The 18,010-nt window shown below is 74.0% G+C and carries 16 protein-coding genes; 7 read left to right on the forward strand and 9 right to left on the reverse strand.

The window, feature by feature from the left end; translation table 11 throughout:
- The first annotated feature begins 16 nt into the window (after nucleotides 1-16).
- The 6 genes from WMF43_RS32765 (at nucleotide 17) to WMF43_RS32790 (ending at nucleotide 7,991) form a co-directional block, all read left to right on the forward strand.
- The gene (locus WMF43_RS32765; RefSeq protein ID WP_437670832.1) at nucleotides 17-1,465 is read left to right on the forward strand and encodes a PLP-dependent aminotransferase family protein; all 1,449 of its coding nucleotides are present in this window, start codon (nucleotides 17-19) and stop codon (nucleotides 1,463-1,465) included.
- A gap of 208 nt (nucleotides 1,466-1,673) precedes the next feature.
- Nucleotides 1,674-3,407, forward strand: a complete 1,734-nt coding sequence (locus tag WMF43_RS32770; RefSeq protein ID WP_437670834.1) for a hypothetical protein — start codon at nucleotides 1,674-1,676, stop codon at nucleotides 3,405-3,407.
- Between the two features lie 83 nt (nucleotides 3,408-3,490).
- Nucleotides 3,491-3,937: an Rrf2 family transcriptional regulator gene (locus tag WMF43_RS32775; protein ID WP_437670836.1), complete on the forward strand. Its 447-nt coding sequence runs from the start codon at nucleotides 3,491-3,493 to the stop codon at nucleotides 3,935-3,937.
- Between the two features lie 214 nt (nucleotides 3,938-4,151).
- Nucleotides 4,152-4,475: a thioredoxin gene (gene trxA, locus WMF43_RS32780; protein ID WP_437670838.1), complete on the forward strand. Its 324-nt coding sequence runs from the start codon at nucleotides 4,152-4,154 to the stop codon at nucleotides 4,473-4,475.
- A 172-nt stretch (nucleotides 4,476-4,647) separates the two neighbouring features.
- Nucleotides 4,648-5,595, forward strand: coding sequence for an STAS domain-containing protein (locus tag WMF43_RS32785; protein WP_437670840.1), 948 nt, complete (start codon nucleotides 4,648-4,650; stop codon nucleotides 5,593-5,595).
- Between the two features lie 410 nt (nucleotides 5,596-6,005).
- Nucleotides 6,006-7,991 carry a serine/threonine-protein kinase gene (locus WMF43_RS32790; protein WP_437670842.1) on the forward strand — a complete coding sequence of 662 codons (1,986 nt, stop codon included), beginning with the start codon at nucleotides 6,006-6,008 and terminating at the stop codon, nucleotides 7,989-7,991.
- A 93-nt stretch (nucleotides 7,992-8,084) separates the two neighbouring features.
- On the opposite strand, the gene WMF43_RS32795 is transcribed toward WMF43_RS32790, so the two are convergent.
- From WMF43_RS32795 to WMF43_RS32835, 9 genes are all read right to left on the reverse strand, one after another.
- Nucleotides 8,085-9,638 (reverse strand): hypothetical protein, encoded by a 1,554-nt coding sequence (locus tag WMF43_RS32795; protein ID WP_437670844.1) that lies wholly within the window; start codon nucleotides 9,636-9,638, stop codon nucleotides 8,085-8,087.
- Nucleotides 9,639-9,651: 13 nt separating this feature from the next.
- Nucleotides 9,652-11,397: a sulfate adenylyltransferase gene (sat, locus tag WMF43_RS32800; protein WP_437670846.1), complete on the reverse strand. Its 1,746-nt coding sequence runs from the start codon at nucleotides 11,395-11,397 to the stop codon at nucleotides 9,652-9,654.
- 113 nt (nucleotides 11,398-11,510) lie between these two features.
- Nucleotides 11,511-12,080, reverse strand: coding sequence for a Mov34/MPN/PAD-1 family protein (locus WMF43_RS32805; RefSeq protein ID WP_437670848.1), 570 nt, complete (start codon nucleotides 12,078-12,080; stop codon nucleotides 11,511-11,513).
- Nucleotides 12,074-13,024, reverse strand: coding sequence for a PLP-dependent cysteine synthase family protein (locus WMF43_RS32810; protein WP_437670850.1), 951 nt, complete (start codon nucleotides 13,022-13,024; stop codon nucleotides 12,074-12,076). Before WMF43_RS32810 ends, WMF43_RS32805 begins: the two co-directional genes overlap by 7 nt.
- Entirely contained in the window at nucleotides 13,021-13,365 is a 345-nt protein-coding gene (locus WMF43_RS32815) for a hypothetical protein (protein WP_437670852.1), read from the reverse strand. Before WMF43_RS32815 ends, WMF43_RS32810 begins: the two co-directional genes overlap by 4 nt.
- Nucleotide 13,366: 1 nt before the next feature.
- On the reverse strand, nucleotides 13,367-13,645 hold the full coding sequence (locus WMF43_RS32820; RefSeq protein ID WP_437670854.1) for a MoaD/ThiS family protein: 279 nt from the start codon (nucleotides 13,643-13,645) through the stop codon (nucleotides 13,367-13,369).
- Nucleotides 13,638-14,435, reverse strand: coding sequence for a HesA/MoeB/ThiF family protein (locus WMF43_RS32825; RefSeq protein ID WP_437670856.1), 798 nt, complete (start codon nucleotides 14,433-14,435; stop codon nucleotides 13,638-13,640). Before WMF43_RS32825 ends, WMF43_RS32820 begins: the two co-directional genes overlap by 8 nt.
- Nucleotides 14,432-15,514, reverse strand: coding sequence for a PLP-dependent cysteine synthase family protein (locus WMF43_RS32830; protein WP_437670858.1), 1,083 nt, complete (start codon nucleotides 15,512-15,514; stop codon nucleotides 14,432-14,434). Before WMF43_RS32830 ends, WMF43_RS32825 begins: the two co-directional genes overlap by 4 nt.
- A gap of 11 nt (nucleotides 15,515-15,525) precedes the next feature.
- Nucleotides 15,526-15,981: an RrF2 family transcriptional regulator gene (locus WMF43_RS32835; RefSeq protein WP_437670860.1), complete on the reverse strand. Its 456-nt coding sequence runs from the start codon at nucleotides 15,979-15,981 to the stop codon at nucleotides 15,526-15,528.
- A gap of 316 nt (nucleotides 15,982-16,297) precedes the next feature.
- Here WMF43_RS32835 and WMF43_RS32840 point away from each other — a divergent pair, with 316 nt between their 5' ends.
- Nucleotides 16,298-17,983: an acyl-CoA dehydrogenase family protein gene (locus WMF43_RS32840; protein WP_437670862.1), complete on the forward strand. Its 1,686-nt coding sequence runs from the start codon at nucleotides 16,298-16,300 to the stop codon at nucleotides 17,981-17,983.
- Nucleotides 17,984-18,010: the final 27 nt, after the last annotated feature.

Here is an 18,010-nt window from a genome sequence, read left to right on the forward strand (position 1 = left end):
TGTACAATGTCCCCTCGTGCAGGCGCCCATCGAGCAGCAGGACGAGGCCCACCTCTACGACCGCGTCGCCGCGCACATCGCCGACCTGATCGCGCGCGGCACGCTCCGGCCCGGCGACAGGATCCCGTCGGTGCGGCGGCTCAGCCGGCAGCAGGGCGTCAGCGTCGCGACCGTGCTGCAGGCGTACCTGCAGCTCGAGAACCGCGGGCTCATCGAGGCGCGCCCGCAGTCGGGCCACTACGTCCGCGCCCGCCGGGTCTCGGCGCTGCCCGAGCCGCGGGCCGCGCGCGCCAGCAACACCGCCACGCGCGTCAGCGTGAAGAGCCTCGTCTCGAAGGTCTACCGGGCCTGCCGGGACCCGCACATCGTCCCGTTCGGCGCCGCGTGCCCGAGCCCCGACCTCCTGCCCACCGACAAGCTGAACCGCATCCTCGCCGCGATCGCGCGCGGCGCCGGCGGCGCCGGCGTCGCTTACGACCCGCCGCCCGGCCTGCCGGCGCTCCGGCGGCAGATCGCCCGGCGCTCGGTCGAGTGGGGCTGCGCGCTCTCCCCGGACGACATCGTCACCACCGTCGGCGCCATGGAGGCGCTCCACCTCTGCCTGCGCGCCGTCGCGCGCCGCGGCGACACCGTCGCGCTGGAGTCGCCGGCGTACTACGGCCTCCTCCAGCTCATCGAGAGCCTCGGCATCCGGGCGCTCGAGGTCCCGTCGCACCCCCGCACGGGCATGGACCTCGACGTGCTCGAGGAGATGCTCGGCCGCCACCGCATCAAGGCGGTCTTCGCCATCCCGAACTTCAACAACCCCCTCGGCAGCGCCATGCCCGACGAGGCGAAGGAGCGGCTCGTCGCGATGCTCGCGCGCCGCGAGATCCCGCTCATCGAGGACGACATCTACGGCGACCTGCACTTCGGCGACGTCCGCCCCCGCCCGGCCAAGGCGTGGGATCGCAAGGGCCTCGTCATGCTCTGCTCGTCGTTCTCGAAGACGATGGCCCCCGGCTACCGCGTCGGCTGGACGGCGCCCGGCCGCTTCCGCGACGAGGTCGAGCAGCTCAAGTTCGCGCAGAGCGTGGCGAGCGCGACGCTGCCGCAGATGGCGATCGCCGAGTTCCTCGAGAACGGCGGGTACGACCACCACCTGCGCGCCCTTCGGCGCCGCCTCGCCTCCCAGGTCGCCCGCATGAGCGAGGCGATCGCCGAGCACTTCCCCGCCGGCACCCGCGTCTCGCGCCCCGCGGGCGGCTTCGTGCTCTGGGTCGAGCTGCCGCCCGGCACGAGCGCGCTCGCCGTGAACGAGCGCGCGCTCGACCACGGCATCAGCGTCGCGCCGGGGCCGATCTTCTCGGCCAAGCACCGGTTCTCGAACTACATCCGGGTGAACTGCGGCTACCCGTTCTCGGATCTCATCGAGCACGCGGTCCGCACGCTCGGGCGGCTCTGCGCGGAGTCGACCGACGCTTGAGGCGCGCGGCCGACGCGGGCGCCGACGCGCGGCCGACGCGCGGCCGACGCCTGGAGGCGCGCGCCGACACCTGACGCGCGCGCCGACGCCTGAGGCGCGGCCGACGCCTGACGCGCGCGCCGATCCCCGGAGGGCGCGCCCTGGATGCCGCGGCCGCCCTGAAGTAGAACCTGCTGTCTCGCTCAAGCGCCCCGACGAGCCCACGACCTTGCGTCCCGGACACCTCGCGCCCTTGCCTTCGCCCGCGCCCTCTCCCCGGCCCGCCCGCGCGGCCCTCGCCCGCGCGGCCCTCGCCCTCGCGGCCCTGCTCACGGCCCTGCCCGCCTGCCGCATCGGCGCGCCCGCCCAGGCCGGCGCGCCGGCCCCCGAGGCGCTGCGCGCGCTCCCGGATCGCATCGACGGGAACACCCTGCTCGGGAGGGACGCCGAGCGCGCCGCCCTGGCGGGCGCGGGCCCGCTCCGGGTCCTCGGCGCCGACATGGTGTCCGACGGCGACCGCCTCGGCGCCTTCGTCGAGGTGCCCGCGCGGGAGTGCATGCTCGCGATGGCGCGCGTCTCGCCCACGATCGGCGACGTCGACCTCTTCGCCTTCGAGGACGACGGCAGCGCCTTCTCCACGGACGAGGCCGCCGACGCGCGCGCGTCCGTCCTCGTCTGCCCGCCACACCCGCGGCGGCTCTACGTCATGGCGCGGGTCATGTCCGGCGCGGGCGCGGTCAGCGTCGGCGTGCAGAGCGTGCCGGTCGAGGCGGCCGAGGCGGTCGCCCGCGCCGTCGGCGCGCGCGGCAAGGACGACGAGAGCGGCCGCCTCGAGTCGTGGCCCGGCCTGGAGGCGAAGGTCAGGGCGCACCGCGGCGCGATCGGCGCGCGCTGGGAGGACGTCCGGCGCATCGCGCTGCCCGTCGGCTCGCGGACCGCGAGCCGGATCGGCGCCACCCTGGAGGGCGGCCGCTGCCTCGACGTGCTCGTCTCGCCGAGCGACGAGGTCGCCTCGCTCGAGGTGGTCGCCGAGGACGAGACCGGCAGGATCGTCGCGCGCGCCCGCGAGCGCGGCCAGGATCGCGAGCTGGTCCTGTGCGCGACCGTCTCCTTCGAGCTCTCGATCGCGGTCCGCTCGCGCGGCACCCAGGGCCTCGTGGCCGTGGTCATCGGCCGGTCGCAGCCGGGCGCCGAGGCGGAGATCTCCGGCGCCACCCCGATCGAGCGCGTCACCGAGGGCCGCGAGCTCGCCGAGGTGCGGGCGGCCCACGACCGCGCGCTTGCGGGCCGGGGCTACGGCGCGCCGCGCGTGTCGACCGGCGCCGCGCGGCTCGGCAGCCGCACGACGCTCCCGATCGAGCTGCCGGCCGGCTGCGCCCGGATCGACGTGCTCGCCGGCAGGCCGCTCGCCGACGTGCTCGCCGAGCTCTGGAGCGACGCCCACGCCCTGCTCGGCCGCGCCCGGGGCGGCGCCCGCGCGACGCTCTTCACCTGCGGCGCCGGCGGCCACGCCCGCCTCGACGTCGAGTCGATGGCCCAGCCCGGCCCCTTCGCCGTCGAGGTCCGCAAGGAGCCCAAGGCCCCGCCGGCGCTCGTCGCCCACCCGCTCGCCGCCGCGCGCCTGCTCGGCCGCCTCGCCGCGGTCGGCCTCGTCGACGCCTCGGCCGCCGCAGGGGCGCAGACCGTCGCGCTCGACTCGGCCCGCCTCAAGATCCTCCCGCTCCAGATCCCGGCCAACACCTGCGCCGAGGTCATCGCGGCGCTCGACGCCGAGGGCGCGGGCGTCGACCTGCGGCTCGTCGACACCTCGACGGGCGAGAGCTCGCTCGCCCGCGCCCGCCACGTCGTCTCCGACAGCCGCTGCGCGGGCGCGGCGCCCGTCCCCGCCTCGATCGAGCTCCGGCTCGCGGCCGGCAAGGGCGACGCCCTCGTGCTCACCCGCACCTCGCCCGGCGCGCCCTGACCCGCACCTCGCCCAGCGCGCCCTGACCGGCGCCTTGACGAACTGCTACCTCGAAGCGCACAGTTCCGCTCGGGGGTCCCTCGATGTCTTCGGGTCGCTTCGCCATCGCCACGCACGCGCTCGCGCTGCTCGCGCAGGCGCAGGTCGACGAGAGCTGCGCGAGCGACGCGCTGTCGGCGAGCATCAACACGAACCCGGCGTTCCTGCGGCGCATCCTCGCCCGGCTGTCGCAGGCGGGGATCATCGAGGCGCGGGAGGGCCGCGCGGGCGGCTACCGGCTGGCGCGGCCCGCGAGCGCGATCCGGCTGAGCGACGTGTACGCGGCCGTCGAGCCGGACGGCGCCATCGCGCCGAGCCCCTGCGAGCCCAACGCGAAGTGCCCGATCGGCGCGGGGATCCGGCGGGCCTTCGACGAGGTCGCCGAGGCGGCCAACGCCGGGCTGCTGCGCGGCCTCTCCGAGAAGACCGTGGCCGACATCGCGCTCCGCGCGCAGCGGCTCGGCCGGCCGGCGCCGCCCAGGGCCGGCTGACCGCGTCCAGCCGCGGCTGAGCGGCTGCGCGCGCCGCGCGCGCCGCGCTGCCGCCGCGACGGCCGGGGATCGGCCCCTGGCGCAAACTGAAACCAGACTTATAACAGTTCGTGCGAGGGTGGCTGTCTCGCAGGCCGGCGTCGCGCCGGCGCACCGCAATCGCAGCGCAGCCAGAGACCGACCCATCCCCGACACGCACGGAAAGGACAACGTCATGGCCAGCAAGAACGTCGTCGAGGTCAACGATCTGAATTTCGACAAGGAGGTCCTGCAGACGGACACACCGGTGCTCGTGGACTTCTCCGCTTCCTGGTGCGGCCCCTGCAAGCGGCTCGCGCCCGTGGTCGACGAGATCGCCGACGAGACGGCGGGCCAGGTCAAGGTGGTCAAGCTCGACGTCGACGAGTCGCCCGCGGCCGCGCAGCGGTTCGCGATCCGCAGCCTGCCGACCGTGATGGCCTTCCGGAACGGCGAGCCTGCAGGCACGCACGTCGGCCTCACCAACAAGAAGACCCTGCTCGCGCTGCTCGGACGCTGAAGCGCGCTGAAGAGCGCTGAAGCGCGCTGAGCCCGCGCCTCGGGCCTGGTCCCCGCCCGCGACAGCGCAGCGACGGCGCGCGGCTCCCACCGCGGCGCCGCCTCGCCGGGGGCTTGACACCCTTGCGGGCTCTGGTCTCCTAGCCTCGCGCGGGGCGCCCACCCGCCGGCCCATGAACCACGACCCCGAGGACAGCGCCGCGCCGGAGGACGAACTCGCCGCGTTGCGGCGTCGGGTCGCGGACCTCGAGGGGCAGGTCGCCGCGCTGCGGGACCGGGAAGCCACGCTGCGTGAGCGGCTCGTGGAGCAGTCCGCGCTGCTCGACGAGCTCCCTGCCATCGTGTCCCTCAAGGACCGCGAGCACCGGTTCCTCATCGCCAACAAGGCGTTCACCGAGACGTTCGGGCTCTCGTCCCGCCAGATCCTCGGCAAGAACGACTTCGAGCTCTTCCCGCCCGAGACGGCGCGCACCTACGTGGAGAACGACGAGCTCACCATGACCGCCGGCGCGCCGCGCAGGAATGTGGAGCTGCTCGGGTCCCGCGCGGACGGCACCCCGCTCTGGACCATGGAGAGCCACATCCCCCGCCGCGACGTGAACGGCGAGGTGATCGGCCTGCTCTCCGTGCTGATCGACATCACCGATCGCAAACAGGCCGAGGCGGCGCTCCAGAAGACGGAGGCGGAGCTCAGGGCCGCCCTGGCCCGCCAGGAGCAGCTGTTCGCGACCATGATCGCCATGTCGGCGCCCGTCTTGCCGATCCACCGCGGCATCCTGATCCTGCCGCTCGTGGGGCACATCGACGCGGCCCGCAGCAGCCACATCGTCGAGGCGCTCCTGTCCGCCGTCGAGCGCCACGCCGCCGGGCACGTGATCGTCGATCTCACCGGCGTCCCGGTCGTCGACGAGGCGATCGCCGCGCACCTCGTCCGCGCCGCGAGCGCGCTCCGGCTGCTCGGCGCGCGCAGCGTCTTCGTCGGCATCTCGCCCGCGATCGCCCGGACCCTCGCGCACCTGGAGGTCGACCTCGGCGGGATCACCGTGCTCGGCGACCTCCAGGCGGGCATGGGCCACGCGCTCGCCCAGACCGGACACGCGATCCGCCGCGTCGCCCTGTAGGACGATCACGGCGCAGGCGCTCACGCTGCGCCGCCATCACACCTCCGCTGCCGCAGACCGACGCGCGCCGGCAGCACACTGCCCGCTCGCGCATCCTCGCACCTTCACCTCACGAGCGCGGCGATGCGTGCTCTGGCTTGGTGTTCTGCGTCGCACCGGCCGCGCGGTCGCACCTGCTGCGCAGGGCGCGGCGTCGTCGGCGGGCCTCGCTCGCGCCCTGCTCGCCCTTTTCCATCGATGCAGCACCCCGTTGACATCACCTCCCGATACGAGATCCTGCGTTCAAGGAAGCCCAGCAACCCGCAATGCTGCTCGCGGCCGTCTGTCGAGGTCGAGGGTCGTCGCGCGGAGCCCTGCCGGTGTGGGGTTTTGCTGCCACGGCGTGACCGAGCCTGGCTTCCCGAAGGCCAATGGCTCTGTTCGACGACGATTTCGAGACGCTCGAGCAGCTCCCCGAGATGCGAAAATCTCGCGGCAAGGGCGGGGATCCCCACGGCCAGAGCCCGACGCCCGTGAACCCCGGGCGCGCCCGCGCGGAGCTCTCGGAGCTCACCGGCGACGACCCGCGCTACGAGGTGCGCTCGCTGCTCGGCGTCGGCGGCATGGGCGAGGTCCACTTCTGCCGGGACCGCCGCATCGGCCGCGACGTGGCGATGAAGGTCATCCGCGCCGAGCACCAGGGCGACGCCACGCTCCGGCACCGCTTCATCCGCGAGGCCCGCGTGCAGGGCCAGCTCGAGCACCCCTCGATCGTGCCCGTCTACGACCTCGGGGTCGACCCCAAGGGCTCGGCGTACTTCACGATGAAGCGCCTCCGGGGCCTCACGCTGGCGAGGATCCTGAACGAGCTCCGCGAGGGCGACGCCGCGGCCGTGCAGAGCTTCTCGCGCCGCAAGCTGCTCACCGCGTTCTCCTCCATCTGCCTCGCCGTGGACTTCGCGCACTCCCGCGGCGTGCTCCACCGCGACCTCAAGCCCGCCAACATCATGCTGGGCGACTTCGGCGAGGTGTACCTGCTCGACTGGGGCGTCGCGAAGCTCATCGACACGCCGCTCCAGACGCTCGACATGGGCGAGGATCCCATGAGCACGCGGACCATCCCGGGCGACGTGCTCGGGACGCTCGGGTACATGTCGCCGGAGCAAGCGCAGGGGTGCGTCGACACGCTCGACCCGCGCAGCGACGTGTACTCGCTCGGCTCCATCCTGTTCGAGCTGCTCACGCTGAAGCCGCTGCACCCGAAGAAGGACCGCAGCGAGATGCTCGACTCGCTGATCCACGGCGCCGACGCGCGGGCGTCGGTGCGCGCGCCCGAGCGCGAGGTGCCCCCGGAGCTCGACGCGATCTGCGTGCGGGCGACGCGGCGCGACCCGGCCGACCGCTACCCGTCGGCGCGCGCGCTCTACGAGGCCGTCGAGGGGTTCCTCGACGGCGACCGGGACGTCGAGCTGCGCCGCGACCTCGCCGCCCGGCACGCGGGCATGGCCGAGGAGAAGGTGCTGCAGGCGCTCGCCGGCGGGCAGGACGCCGAGAGCGCCCGCAAGACGCTGCTCAGCGAGGTCGGCCAGGCGCTCGCCCTCGACCCGTCCAACGAGCGCGCCCTCGAGACGCTCCGGCGCATCCTCACCGAGCCGCCGCGCGAGATGCCGCAGGAGGTCCTCGCCGAGCTGGACGCGGCGGCCGCGGCGCGGCACCGGCTCCAGCTCCACGCCGGCATCCGCGCCGAGCTGCTCGCGACCGCGATCGCGACGGCGGTGGCCGCGCTGTGGCTGGGCGTCCGGGACTGGAAGATCTTCGGCTTCATCCTCGGCTTCACCGCCCTCGCGGCGCTGATGAAGTTCGTCGCGATCCGGGTCGTCCACCGCCCGTCCGCGCAGTGGTACGCCTACGCCGGGTTCGTCTTCAACGTGCTCAGCTTCCTGTGCATCGGGCGCGGCTTCGGGCCGCTGCTCTTCATGCCGATGCTGCTCGTGATCTTCACCTACGGCAACTCGCTCACGTACAGGACGGCGTACCGCGTCGCCATCGTCGTGACCGGGTGCCTCGCGCTGCTGGCCGCCGTGTGGGTCGAGTACGCGGGCCTCGTGCCGCGGTCGTACGAGTTCAGCGAGGGCGCGATGATCATCCTGCCCCAGGCCGTCGCGCACTCGAAGATCCCGACGATGACGGCGCTGACGCTGACGACGCTGTTCATGCTCGTCGTGCCGGCGTTCATGATGGGCCAGCACCAGCAGGCGCTGCGGGACGCGGAGCGGCGCGCGTTCCTCCAGGCCTGGCAGCTCCGCCAGCTCCTGCCGGAGCGGGCGCAGTCGGGCGCCGTGGCCGGCCCGAGGTCGGAGCAGGTGACCCGGCGAAGCGCGAAGGCGCCGCAGCGCGACGGAGTGAGCCGCCGCTGACCGCGGGGAGCCCCGCTGAAGGCGGCAGCCGCCGCCCAGGCGGCGCCGACAACACGTAAGCCGTCGCTAACGCGTCAATCGCCGCGGCCGGCGTCAGTCCATCGGCCAGACCGCGAGGACCCAGACCGGCGCGCTGCCCCGCGCGGACACGCGGAGGGCCGCGCTCTCCTCGATCTCGGAGCAGAACGCCACGCCGGCGCCCTCGCCGTGCTCGCCCGCGTCGTCGCGCGCGGCGCGGTCGCCGATCTCGGCGGAGATGCGCAGCCCGCGCGGCTCGCCCCGGGCCACCGCCGCCGCCGCGAAGTAGCAGCGGCCCGGCTCGACCTGCACGGGGACGAGCGTGTCGCCCTGCGCGCCGACGGCCTCGGCGATCGGCTGCGCGCGGGGCTCGGGCGCGCGGCGGCGGCGCAGCGCGGCGGCCAGGCCGCCGCGGGCGCGCGCGCCGAAGTGGCCCGGCACGAGCGTCGGCATCGGCCACATCGCGTCGGAGAGCACGACCTTCACCGGCCCCGCGGCGCCCAGGAAGGGCACCTCCACCATCGCGGGCTCGCCGAGGCAGAAGTCGAGCCGCGCGTCGGGCGCGTCGGACCGGTCGCGGTCGAGCACCCGCCCCGTGCCCACCTCGCGCGCCTCCGCGTCGAGATCGGTCGCGCGGCGCACCGTGGCGGTCGGGACCTCGGCCAGCAGATCGAGCCGGTGGCAGCCCTCCGCGAGCTTGACCGAGAACTGCCCCGTGCCGACGACCGAGGCGCGCAGGTCCGTCTGCACGACCCGCGCGGCCCCCTCCGCGCGCGCGCGGCGCGCGGCCCGCGCGATCCGCGGATCGATCGGGCCGGGTTCGGCCGGCCGGCCCGGATCGCCGCGCGGCGCGACCGGACCGAACACCCGCTCCGGGAGGATCGACGCGATGCGCTCGGGCGGGCCGCTCGAGGCCGCGACGACGACGTCGAAGGCGCCGCGCGGCGAGAGCACGTCGACCACCACGCGGCGCAGCCCCTCGCGCGCGGGCCCGCACCGCGTGATCGTCGCGGCCCCGGCGACGCTGGGGACGCGGCGCTCGCTCTCGCCGTCCTCGCCCCGCAGCCGGTGCACGAGGTCCTCCAGGGCGGAGAGGTCGCCGGCCGGCGCCTCGGGCTCCAGCGTGAACTCCACGATGCGCGACGCGACGAACGCGACGGTGAGGCACTCGTCCTCCGGCGTGCCCTGCCCGCCGCGCCCTCCGGGCGTGACGCTCGCGCCGCCTGCGCTGCGGGCGCCGCGACCGGAGGCCGCGGCGGGCGCGCCGCCGGCCCTGCCCGCCGCGGCGGGCGCGCCGGCTGCGGCGGGCGCGCCGGCGCGCGGCGGCGCAGGCACCGCCACGACCCGGGCGCGACCGTGTTCGACGAAGATCGGGGGCAGCCGCGCAACGCGCGCCCCGGAGAGCGACCACATCCGCGCGAGCCGCGCGGCGTCGTCGCTGAGGTCCGCGCGCGCCGGCCCCCCGAGGGAGAGCCCGGCGAGCGCGGTCAGGAGGGACAACGCGGCGGCCGCGCCGCGTTGCCCACGCGGCGCGCGCTGGTCGCGCTGGTCGCGCGGGCCGCGCGGCGCGTCGGGCGCGTCGACGCCCGCCCGGCGGGCGCGCTCGACGACGCCGCGCGCCGCCGCCATCAGGCTTCCGGGCCTACGACGACGTGCGCATCGCCTCGATGAGGATGCGCGCGACCTCCGGGCGGGAGAACTCCGGCGGCGGCAGCTCGCCCCGCTGGAGCAGCTCGCGCACCTTCGTCCCGGACAGGTTGACCTGCGTCGACGCGTCGCCCGGCGCCGTCTTCGCGGTGGCCATCGCTCCGACCACCGTCGAGTAGAACGCGTTCTCGAAGTTGAGCGTGACGATGCCGAGCTCGCCGGGGCTGAAGGCATTGAAGATCTCCTGCGCGTCGTACGTGCCGTAGTAGCTGCCGACGCCGGCGTGATCGCGCCCCACGATGAAGTGCGAGCAGCCGTAGTTCTTGCGCGCGAGCGCGTGGAAGATCGCCTCGCGGGGCCCCGCGTAGCGCATCGCCGCCGGGTAGATCGAGAGCAGCACGCGATCCTTCACATAGTACTTCGCGATGAGCTCCTCGTAACAGCGCATCCGCACGTCCGCGGGGATGTCGTCCGACTTCGTCGCGCCGACGAGCGGGTGGATCATCAGGCCGTCGCAGATCTCCAGCGCGGTCTTGGTGATGTACTCGTGCGCCCGGTGGATCGGGTTCCGCGTCTGGAACCCGACGATGCGGCGCCAGCCCTTCTCGGCGAAGTACGCCCGCGTCACCGCCGGGCCGCGGTCGTACGCCGGGAACGGCGACTCGATCGGCCGCTCGAGCACGCGGATCTCGCCGCCGATATACACGGGGCCCGTGCTCATCAGGTACGCGACGCCCGGGTGCTTCGTCTCGGTCGTCCGGAACACCTCCTGGGCCTCGAGCTCCTTGTTCGGCCGCCACTTGTCGTTCACCTCGATGACCGCCACGATGCGGCCGTCGCGCGCGCGGAGCGCCGCCTCCGAGCCCACGCGGATCCCCTCCGCCGCCTGCTCCGAGACGGCGAGCGTGATCGGCATCGACCACGGCAGGCCGCTCTCGAGCCGCATCTCGCGCACGACGCGCAGGTAGTCCTTCGAGTTCATGAAGCCGCGCAGCGGCGAGAACGCGCCGATCGCGATCATCTCGACGTCGCTCTCCGTCCGCTCGTCGAGCTCGATCGCCGGAAGCCCCTTCGCCCGCTCCGCGAGCGACGCCTTCTCCGCGCCCTCGGCCCACCGGTTCACGAGCTCCCCGCCGTGCGGGGCGATGAGCCCGCGGGCGCCGCCCGCGGCCGCGCCCGCGGCCGCCGCGCCGGACACCGCGACCGCGGCGCCGCGGCGCGGCACGTACCCGAGCTCCTCGAGCTTCGCGAGGATCTTGGCGAGGCTCTCCTCCTTGGTCTCCTTGTCCGTGTGGACGACCACCTCGGCGTTCTCGGGCGCCTCGTACGGATCGTCAATCCCCGTGAAGTTCTTGATCTCGCCGGCGAGCGCCTTCTTGTAGAGCCCCTTCGCGTCGCGCTCGGCGAGCACCGGGATCGCGCACGAGCAGTACACCTCGACGAAGCGGGGGATCTGGGCCCGCTGCTCGTCGCGGATCGCCTTGTACGGGCTGATGGCCGCGGTCATCGCGCACGCGCCCGACCGCGAGATGAGCTTGGCCACATATCCGATCCGCCGGATGTTCGTGTCGCGGTCCTCCTTGGAGAACCCGAGGCCCTTCGAGAGGTTCGTGCGCACCTCGTCGCCGTCGAGCACCTCCACGTGGACCGAACGGGCGCGGAGCTCGGCCGAGAGCATCGCCGCGAGCGTGCTCTTGCCCGCGCCGCTCAAACCGGTGAACCAGACAACAAAACCTGACATTTTAGGCAACTCCTTCGATGATCAAGTGACTGGAAGAGACTCGGCCGCGCTGGGCCATCGGGATCGGATCCCCTGCACGTGACGCTGGAAGCGAGGACGGCGGGCGGTTCGGTTCACTCGACGACGGAGAACGTCGACGCGACGAACGCGGCGCCGTCCCACACGAAGAGGCGGTGCTCGGCGATCGAGGGTTTGCCCTCCGGGCGCCCCTCGCCGGAGCCGCCGCGCACGCTGGTCACGAGGAACGCGAGCGGGAACGCGGGGCCGGGCCCCATCACGATCTGGCCGCCCTCCTCGGCGGGCGGCTCGCCGCCGCTCATCATGGCGGCGTCGGTCGGGCTGAAGTAGGCGCCGGCGTCGAGGTGCGAGTGGTACAGCACCTTGACCGGGCGGCCCTCCGCGGCCCCCCGCTCGACCGCATCCGAGAAGCGCTTGCCGTTGAAGTCGAAGAACGTGCGCGCCGTCCGGAAGTACCGCTCCGGATCGACGGCGTGGAGCTTGTTCGCGATGTTCTCCATCCGGACATGCTCGTCGCAGAGCAGCGGCTCGCCCGCGGGCCCCTTCAGGTACCCGCACGCCTCCTCGTCACGCGCATACCCCGCGAGCGCCTCCTCCTCGACCGCCTTGAGCACACTCGCCTTCAAGACCACCCCACCGGTGGTCCACGGGTGCGACATCACCATACGTATCGCTTCTCCCATTTCATGGGCGCAAAATAGCGGTCGCCCCGGTCCGGGACAATCGCGACCACACACCCGCCCTGCTGTTCGCGGTGCAGGCGCTTCGCCACCTCGACGGCCGCGAACACGGCGGCGCCGCCCGAGTGGCCGACGTGCAGCGCCTCCTCGCGCGCGAGCTGGTCGGACATGTCCCAGCCCTGCTCCGTCGTGATCCGCATCGTCTCGTGGTACGCGCCCTCGTCGTGGATCGCGGGCACGAGGGAGCTCGGCAGGTGCTTGAGCCCCTCCAGCCCGTGCAGCGCGTCCGCGGGCTCGACCGCGATGCAGCGGATCGGCCGCCGGTGCTCGCGCAGCCGCCGGCTCGTCCCGACGATGGTGCCGCTCGTGCCGACCCCGGCCACGAAATGCGTGATCCGGTCGCCGACCGCCTCGAGGATCTCCCGCGCGGTGCCGTGGTAATGGGCGAGCGGGTTGTCCTCGTTCGAGTACTGGTCCGGGTAGAAGTACCTCTCCGGATCCTTCGCGACCAGCTCGCGCACGAGGCGGATCGCGCCGTCGGAGCCCTCCATCGGATCGCTGAAGATGAGCTCCGTGCCGAACGCGCGCGCGATGTCCTTGCGCGCCTTGGACACGTTCGACGGCATGACGAGCGCCACCTTGAAGCCCATCGCCGCCCCGAAGAGCGAGTAGGCCACGCCGGTGTTGCCGCTCGTCGAGTCGATGAGCGTCTTCTGGCTCGTGAGGCGGCCGTCCGCGGCGGCGCGGGTCATCATGCGCAGCGCGGCGCGGTCCTTCACGGAGCCGCCGGGGTTCGAGAACTCGAGCTTGGCGTACACCTCGACCGAGGGCGCCTCGCGGCCGACGCGCGCGAGGCGCACGAGCGGCGTGTCGCCCACGGCGTCGACGACCGACGCCATCCGGCGGGAGCGGACGAGCGAGTGCCTCACGACGGCCCGCCCTCCTCCCCGCCCTCCGGCCGCGCCCCCGCCGGGGCGGCGCGCCTGCCGACCGCGAGCGCGGCCCGCATCTCGGCGAGCGCCGCGCGCGCCCCGGCGAGCACGGCGCTCGCGGCCGGCGCGGCGACGAGCTCCCGGGGCGCGAGCGCGGCGACGTCGATCGCGCCCTCCGCGAGCGCGCCGAAGCCGGCGCCGCGCGCGTAGCGCTCCGCCACCTCGTGCTCGAGCGACGCGCCGCCGAGCACACGCGCCGTCGCCTCCCCGAGCCTCGCCTGCCCCTCCGGGCCGATCTCCGCGAGCAGCACCTGGCGGAGGTAGCGCGGGTCGTCCACCTCAGCCCCCGGCGATCGCCGGCACGATCGCGATGTGATCGCCGCCCTTCACGGGCGTCTTCAGCCCGTCGAGGAACCGGATGTCCTCGTCGCCGACGAAGATGTTCACGAAGCGCCGCACGCCCTTCTCGTCGAGCAGCCGGTCGCGGATGCCCGGGTAGCTCTGCTCGAGGTTCTCGATGATCTCGCCGACGGTGCCGCCGGCGGCTTTGACCTCGTCCTGCCCGCCCGTGAGCGTGCGGAGCGGCGTCGGAATGCGGATGGTCGCGGTGTCAGCCATGGTCTTGATCTCCAGTGTTGAGGTGGGACGGGGCGCCGCCTCCGCGGTCCCCGTCAGCGCACGCGGTGACGTAGCGCGAAGCGTCGATGGTCGAGATCGCGGCGCGGTCCCCGCATAACGCACAGGCGGGCCGGGCCGCCACGGGGACGCTCCGCAGCACGTCCGCGAGGCCGTCGTAGGTCGCGATCCGGCCGTACACCGAGGCGTCGCCCGCGAGGATCGCGAGCGCCCGGTCGGCCGCGATCGCGCCCGCGACCCCGCACACCGGGCCCGCGACCCCGGCCGTCGCGCAGCTCGGCGCGTCGCCGGTCGGCAGGTCCTCGAAGAGGCAGCGGTAACAAGGGCCCCCGGCGCCCGACACCGCCATCACGGTCGCGCGCCAGCGGATCGCGGCGGCGTGCACCACCGGCGTGCGCGTGAGGTGGCATACGTCTGCGAGGAGGAACCGGGTGGCGAAGTTGTCGGTCGCGTCGACGACGACGGAGACGCCGGGCAGCAGGGCGGCCGCCGAGCTCGGGGTGAAGCGGCCGTAGCGGCGGTCGACGCGGAGCGCGGGGAACCTCCGGCGGAGCGCCTCGGCGAAGGCGTCGAGCTTCGGGCGGCCGATGTCGTCGTCGTCGTACAGGATCTGCCGGTGCAGGTTGGTGATCTCGACCTCGTCGTCGTCGGCGACCCGGAGCTCGCGCAGGCCGGCCGCGGCGAGCGCGAGCGCCGCGGGCGCGCCGATCCCGCCCGCGCCCACGAGCAGCACGCACCCGGAGATCGCCGCGCCGCCGCCGCCGCCGCTCATCGGAAGTACTCGTCGAGGCTGAAGTAGCGCTCGCCGGTGTCGCAGAGGACGGTCACGACGTTCGCGTCCGGGCCGAGCTCGCGGGCGACGTCGAGCGCCACGCGCACCGCGGCGCCGGCGCTGATGCCGACGAGCAACCCCTCCTGCCGGGCGAGCGCCGCCTTCGTCTCGTACGCGGCGCGATCGCTGACCGTGCGCACCTCGTCGACGACGCTCGGGTCGTAGTTCGCGGGGACGAACCCCGCCGCGAGCCCCTGGATCTTCGTGGGCCCGCGCTCGCCGCGCGAGATCGTGGCGCACGACTCGGGCTCCACCGCGATGACGCGCGTCGCGGGGCGCACCCGCTTGAGCACGCGCCCGACGCCGCTCACCGAGCCGCCCGTGCCCACCCCGGCCACGAGCGCGTCGATCTTCAGCGACTGCCGCGGACCGGGGCTCCGGCCGGGCGCGTCGAGGTCGGCCATGGCGTGCAGGATCTCCCGCGCGGTCGTCTCGGCGTGGACGCGCGGGTTGTCGGGGTTGTCGAACTGGCTCAGGATGAGCGCGCCCGGGATCTCGGCCGCGAGCTCGCGCGCCTTCGCGATGGCGCCCTCCATCTGGAGCTCGGGCTCGGTGAGCACGACCTCGGCGCCGTAGGCCTCGAGCAGCTGGCGACGCTCGAGGCTCATGCTCGCCGGCATCGTCAGGATGCACCGGTAGCCCTTGGCCGCGCACACGATCGCGAGCCCGATCCCGGTGTTCCCCGAGGTCGGCTCGATCACCACGCCGCGGGCGCCCGCGCCAGCGCTCTCGTGGCCCGGGCGGAGCTGCCCGCGCGCCTCGGCGCCCTCGATCATCGCGAGGCAGATCCGGTCCTTCAGGGAGCCGCCCGGGTTGTGCTGCTCGGCCTTGCCGAAGACGCGCCCGCGGGGCGTCTCCGCGTCGACGCGGCGGATCTCGAAGAGCGGGGTGTCGCCCACGAGGTCGAGCACGCTCTCGACGACGCGCGGGTGCGAGGGCAGCGGCGGGAGGGCGCCCGCGTCCGCCGCGGCGCTGCCGCGGACGCCGGGGGAAGGGGCGGTCGGGTCGGGATGGCTCATGGGTCTCGGGCTCAGATCACGTAGGTCGATCGCTCCGGCCGCCCCTTGCGGCGCACGCCGAGCTCGACGCCGCGCTCGCAGACGTCCGCGATCGACACCGCGTCGAAACAGCGCTCGATCGCCGTCGCGAGATCGTGGAACACGGACGTGGGCGGGTCGGGGGGCGCGCTCTCCGGGTCGCCGTCGTCGTCCGGCGCGATCACCGCGACCGGCCCCTCGAGGGCGCGCACGACGTCGCCCAGGCTGATCTCGCTCGCGGGCCGCGCGAGGTGGTAGCCGCCGCGCGGGCCGCGCTTCGAGCTGATCAGCCCGGCCTTCTTCAGGTCCTGGAAGATCTGCTCCAGGAAGCGGGCCGGGATCAGCTCCCTCTCCGAGATCTCGCGGATCTGGGTCGGACGCCCGTCGTTGTGGAACGCGATATCGAACAATGCGCGCACACCGTAGCGACCCTTGTTCGAGAGCTTCACCGGCAGTCCTATGCATTGGTGCATCGGGGAAGTCAAGAACAGCATCGGGACGCTTCTTCACGTGGATCCGCGTGCGACAGGGCACCACATTGCACCGCAGGGATCGGCTGTCACGTTGAAATTGACAGCAGAGGTTCAGCGTTCGCTCCATCGTCGCGACGCGGGCTCGGCTTCGTGGTTGAACCGGACGCGATGGGTTCAGTAGCTTCGAGTCCAGAGGCTGCGAGTCGCCGTACCTGCCCTCAGCGCGGCGCGAGATCTCACGCGTCCGTGTCGGATCGTCCGGGCCGCGGCGCACCAACCTAGGAGTCGGCCTGTGGCTTTCTACCAAGACCCCCCCACGCTCGGGAACCAGTACGACGACGACCGGGTGCTGCGGTCGTACCTCGCGCGCGCGCTGCCGCGCGAGGTGGCCGCGGCGATCACGCCCTCGCTGCGCGAGATGGGCGAGCTCGCGGGCGGCCGCCTGTACCACATGCAGCTCGCGGACCGGCTGAACGAGCCGACGCTCACGTCGTTCGACGCGTGGGGCAAGCGCGTCGACGAGGTCGAGGTGACGCCGCTCTGGAAGGAGGCGGCGCGGATCGCGTGCGAGCACGGCGTGGTCGCGGCGGCCTACGAGCGGGCGCACGGCGCGTTCTCGCGGGTGCACCAGTTCGCGCTCGTGTACCTGTTCGATCCGTCGAGCGACATCTACACGTGCCCGCTCGCCATGACGGACGGCGCGGCGCGGACGCTGCTCGCGAGCGGCAACCGCGCCCTGATCGACCGCGCGGTGCCCCGGCTGACGAGCCGCGACCCCGCGGCGGCCTGGACATCGGGGCAGTGGATGACGGAGCGGACCGGCGGCTCGGACGTGGGGATGACCGAGACCGTGGCGCGGCCCGGGCCGGGCGGGGATTACCGGCTCTACGGGACGAAGTGGTTCGCGTCGGCCGCGACGTCGCAGATGGCGCTCGCGCTCGCGCGGCCCGAGGGCAACCCGGAGGGCAGCCGGGGGCTCGCGCTGTTCTACGTGGAGCTCGCGGACGCGGCGCGCCGCGAGGGCGTCGTGATCCAGCGGCTCAAGGACAAGCTCGGCACCCGCAAGGTCCCGACGGCCGAGCTCGCGCTCGAGGGCGTGCTCGGGACGCCGGTCGCGGGCCTGACGAACGGGGTGCGCGCGGTGGCGCCGATGCTCAACGTGACGCGCACCTGGAACGCGGTCAGCGCGATCGCGGGGATGCGCCGGGGGCTCGCGCTGGCGCGGTCCTACGCGCAGGGCCGGGTGCTGTTCGGCACGCGGCTCGCGGACAAGCCGCTCCACATGGACACGCTCGCCGCGCTCCAGGCGGAGTTCGAGGGGGCGTTCCACCTGACCTTCCGGGCCATCGAGCTGCTCGGGCGCGAGGAGACGGGGTCGCTCACCGAGTCCGAGGCGAAGCTGCTGCGGCTGATCATCCCGCTCGCGAAGCTCACGACCGCGAAGCAGGCGGTGTCGGTGCTGAGCGAGGTGCTCGAGGCGTTCGGGGGAGCGGGCTACGTCGAGGACACGGGCCTTCCGCGGCTGCTCCGGGACGCGCAGGTGCTCCCGATCTGGGAGGGCACGACGAACGTGCTCGCGCTCGACGCCCTGCGCGTGATCCTGAAGGACAGCTCGCTCGACGTGCTGGCCGCGGAGGTCGCGCGCCTCCTCACGGGCGTCGTCGAGCCGAAGCTCGCCGAGGCGGAGACGGCCGCGTCGCGCGCGGTGTCCCACGCGCGCGCGTGGATCAAGGAGATGAACGGCACCGACCGCGCCGGCCTCGAGGCGGGCGCCCGCCGGGTGGCGCTCACGCTCGGCCGGGCCCTGGAGCTCGCCCTGCTCGTGCGCCACGCGGCGTGGGCCATCGACCGCGAGCGCAGCCGGACCGCGCTCGCCGCGGCGGTCCAGTTCGCGCGCAACGGCGTGGACTGCATCCGCGACCACGACCCCGACACGATCGAGGCGCTCGCCGAGATGCGGCCGAAGTCGGCTTCCTGAACACACGACCCACGTTCGACCACTGAA

The organism is Sorangium sp. So ce131 (assembly GCF_051519095.1).
In the GTDB taxonomy this organism is placed as follows: domain Bacteria; phylum Myxococcota_A; class Polyangia; order Polyangiales; family Polyangiaceae; genus Sorangium.

Coding starts and splice junctions, on each gene's coding strand:
- WMF43_RS32820 (WP_437670854.1), bottom strand. CDS start 13,645: ATGGCTGACACCGCGACCATCCGCATTCCGACGCCGCTCCGCACGCTC.
- WMF43_RS32830 (WP_437670858.1), bottom strand. CDS start 15,514: ATGAGCCATCCCGACCCGACCGCCCCTTCCCCCGGCGTCCGCGGCAGC.
- WMF43_RS32775 (WP_437670836.1), top strand. CDS start 3,491: ATGTCTTCGGGTCGCTTCGCCATCGCCACGCACGCGCTCGCGCTGCTC.
- WMF43_RS32795 (WP_437670844.1), bottom strand. CDS start 9,638: ATGGCGGCGGCGCGCGGCGTCGTCGAGCGCGCCCGCCGGGCGGGCGTC.
- trxA (WP_437670838.1), top strand. CDS start 4,152: ATGGCCAGCAAGAACGTCGTCGAGGTCAACGATCTGAATTTCGACAAG.
- WMF43_RS32790 (WP_437670842.1), top strand. CDS start 6,006: ATGGCTCTGTTCGACGACGATTTCGAGACGCTCGAGCAGCTCCCCGAG.
- sat (WP_437670846.1), bottom strand. CDS start 11,397: ATGTCAGGTTTTGTTGTCTGGTTCACCGGTTTGAGCGGCGCGGGCAAG.
- WMF43_RS32785 (WP_437670840.1), top strand. CDS start 4,648: ATGAACCACGACCCCGAGGACAGCGCCGCGCCGGAGGACGAACTCGCC.
- WMF43_RS32805 (WP_437670848.1), bottom strand. CDS start 12,080: ATGGTGATGTCGCACCCGTGGACCACCGGTGGGGTGGTCTTGAAGGCG.
- WMF43_RS32825 (WP_437670856.1), bottom strand. CDS start 14,435: ATGAGCGGCGGCGGCGGCGGCGCGGCGATCTCCGGGTGCGTGCTGCTC.